General features: G+C 61.3%; 2 protein-coding genes. Both read left to right on the top strand.

Annotation, left to right across the window (positions count from 1 at the left end; genetic code table 11):
* A partial coding sequence (locus AC1DXV_RS33130; protein WP_477937768.1) for an RHS repeat-associated core domain-containing protein occupies positions 1-2,295 on the top strand: 2,295 nt, incomplete at its 5' end.
* Complete coding sequence (locus AC1DXV_RS33125; RefSeq protein ID WP_477937766.1) at positions 2,280-2,870, top strand: protein kinase family protein; 591 nt, start codon at positions 2,280-2,282, stop codon at positions 2,868-2,870. The genes AC1DXV_RS33130 and AC1DXV_RS33125, both read left to right, overlap by 16 nt.
* The last annotated feature ends 227 nt before the right edge of the window (positions 2,871-3,097 follow it).

Genomic DNA, 3,097 nt, shown 5'->3' with positions numbered 1-3,097 from the left:
GATGTGGCGCCGGCAACACAGGCCTTCCCGCCGTTGCCGGCCTCACCACTGCCGCTGGAGCGCTACGAGTACGACGCGCAGGGCAACCGCACGAAGATCATGCAAGGCGCGGGCACGCTGAACCTGCAGACGCGGCTGACGTATGACGCGCTGGAGCGGGTGAAGGACACGACCGACCCGAAGAACGGCACGACGCGCTTCGAGTACGACGGCGGGGATCGCACGACACAGGTGACCGATCCGAGGAACCTCGCGACGCAGTACCCGCGCAACGGCCTGGGTGATGCGACGCAGGTGATCAGCCCGGACACCGGCAATGAAAACCTGACCTACGACGCGGCCCGCAACCTGAAGACCCGCACCGACAGCCGCGGCGTGCTGGCGACCTACGACTACGACGCGAGCGACCGGCTGACCGCGGCGGTGTACACGAAGAGCGGGCAGCCGACGGAGACCGTGAGCCTCGCCTACAGCCAGACCGGCGCGGGCTTCAGCTACGGCGCGGGCAAGCTGACGAGCAGCAGCTACCCGGGTGGCTCGGCGCAGTACGGCTACGACGACCAGGGCGAGGTGGCGAGCGATGTGCAGCGCGTGGAGGCAACCAGCGGAAGCAATGCGACGCAACTGACGCACACGGTGGGCTATGGCTACACGCTGGGCAACCTGAGCGGCATCAACTACCCATCGAGCCGGCAGCTGGGCCTGACCTGGGTGGATGGCGAGGTCACCGGCATCACGCTGGGCGGCACGCCGCTGATCACGCAGATCGCGTGGACGCCGTTCGCCGGCACGGTCAAGCGCTGGCAGTGGGCAATGGCCGATGGAGCCAAGTCGAACGAGCGCCACTTCGACCTGGCGGGCCGGGCGATCCGCTACCCGCTGGGCGAGGCGCTACGAGACCTGCGCTACGACGAGGCGAGCCGCATCGTGAGCTTCACGCACCTGAGCGCGGACGGCACGGCGCAGCCGGCGCTGGACCAAGTGTTCGGCTACGACGAGAACAGCCGGCTGACCGGCATCACGACGAACGCGGCGAGCTGGGCGATCCACTACGACGCGAACGGCAACCGCACCGGCCTGAGCCTGAACGGCAGCCCGAGCACGTACGGCGTGGAGGCGACGAGCAACCGCACGACCCGCATCACGAACCCGGCCAGAACCCTCGTGTTCGACAACGCCGGCAACACGCTCAGCGACAGCGCGGCCGATGGCTCGGGCTACACGGCGACGTACAACCTGCGCGGCCAGCTCGCGACGATCACCAAGGGCGGCGTGACGACGCGCTACACGTACAACGCGGCCGGGCAGCGCGTGCGCAAGGTGAGCAGCACGGGGCCGCAGAGCACGGTGGTGTTCGTGTACGACCAGGCGGGCCACCTGCTGGGCGAGTACGACCAGAACGGGGCGGCGCTGCGGGAATACGTGTGGCTGCGCGACACGCCGATGGCGATGTTCACGCCCGACCCGGCGAACCCATCGGGCGAGCCGCTGGTGTACTTCATCCACACCGATCACCTGAACACGCCGCGGGTGGTGGTGGACCGGCAGAACCGGGTGCGCTGGCGCTGGCTGGCGGAGCCCTTCGGCACGAGCGCACCGGAGACCAACCCGAGCGGGCTGGGGGTCTTTACGCAGAACCTGCGCTTCCCGGGGCAGTATGCGGACCAGGAGAGCGGGCTGTTCTACAACTACGCTCGCTACTACGGACCTGACGGCGGGCGTTATACACAATCCGACCCGAGCGGCCTTGCTGGCGGGGTCAATACCTATGGATATGCCGAAGGCAACCCGCTCGCATATTTTGATGTTGATGGGAATCAAGCTTCTCTGGCGTGGTGTTTGGGTGGGCCTCCAGGTTGCGCTGCAGGAATCGGTCTGGCGGCTGCAACCATATGGATGGCAACACACACTGGACAACAGTCGATTCCTGCTGGTACAACGGCCGAGAAGAAGTGCTGCACAGTTTGGCGACGTTTCTATACCCCCAACTCGGGAAAACATTCCACACAAGGGAAATGGGTGCGAGGGAACTGGTGGGGCCCAGCTCCGGATGACGTACAGGCTGCGATCGCACTACAAACGGCTATTCCCGTTACTGCCGATGAGKCGGTCCTCGTAGGCGTGGTCGGTACTCAGGTCGTACAATTCAATATGGAATCTCAGAATGAAGAGCGATGCGAAAGAATTTATCATGGATTTATTGTTTCTGATCAGCCTGTAAATCCGAGACCGGACGTGAATAATGTCGCGAAGCGCAACAATCTACCAGGAACAAAGAAATGGCCATGGCGTTAACAGTCGCAGAAAATTGCACGGGGACGCTCAGCCTTGATGGATTGAGCTTGGAATTTGTATTGGATATGGACTCATCGGTCCAGGGGACAAGGGTCAGAGCTGAACGCGGAGTGCTTTCTGAACAGTATCTTGAGGGTTATATAAATATAATTAGCGGTGAGCCAGATTTGGCAACTTATTTGCTCATTCCAGGGCAAGATGTGGGTGCATTTGGTATCCTTTTTTCCCGCTTTTTGGATTTGGTTGATACGGCTGCGGAAGAAGACTTTAAGGAAATACTGGATGGAAAGTCATTCTCCGGAGTGGTTAGGGAAAAGTCTTCGCTCTCCTATTCTACTGATGGGAGGGATTTTTCATTTGAGGATCTTTCTCGTCTTACGGCGCGAGTAGTCACGGAAAGCTACTTGGGACGACTTTCTATATATAAATCGGGCGGGAAATTTTTTCTTGAAGCCGAGCTGTTTAAGAATGGGGAAATCTTTTGCGCTGGAGTTGAGGCTGAAGAACTGAAAATGGCTTTGGAGGCTTTGCGGAGGGAGTTTTCAGATCGACTCACGGTGCGAATGGGGTTGTAGGCAAGAAATCAATGAGCGTTGCCGCTTCCAGCCCCGTCGAGTTGTCGCCTCGGCGCGACGAGGTTGATTTCAGCCGTCGAGGGCGATGGGTTCACGCCCGACCCGGTGAATCCCGCGGGCGAGCCGCTGGTGTACTTCATCCACAGCGATCATCTGAACACACCGCGCGTGGTGGTGGACCGCCAGAACCGGGTGCGCTGGCGCTGGCTGGCGGAGCCCTTCGGGAC

It is taken from the genome of Rhizobacter sp. P3_C12 (genome assembly GCF_056402735.1).
The sequence above is the reverse complement of the archived record's forward strand: the minus strand, read 5'-3'. Positions and strand labels throughout refer to the sequence as shown.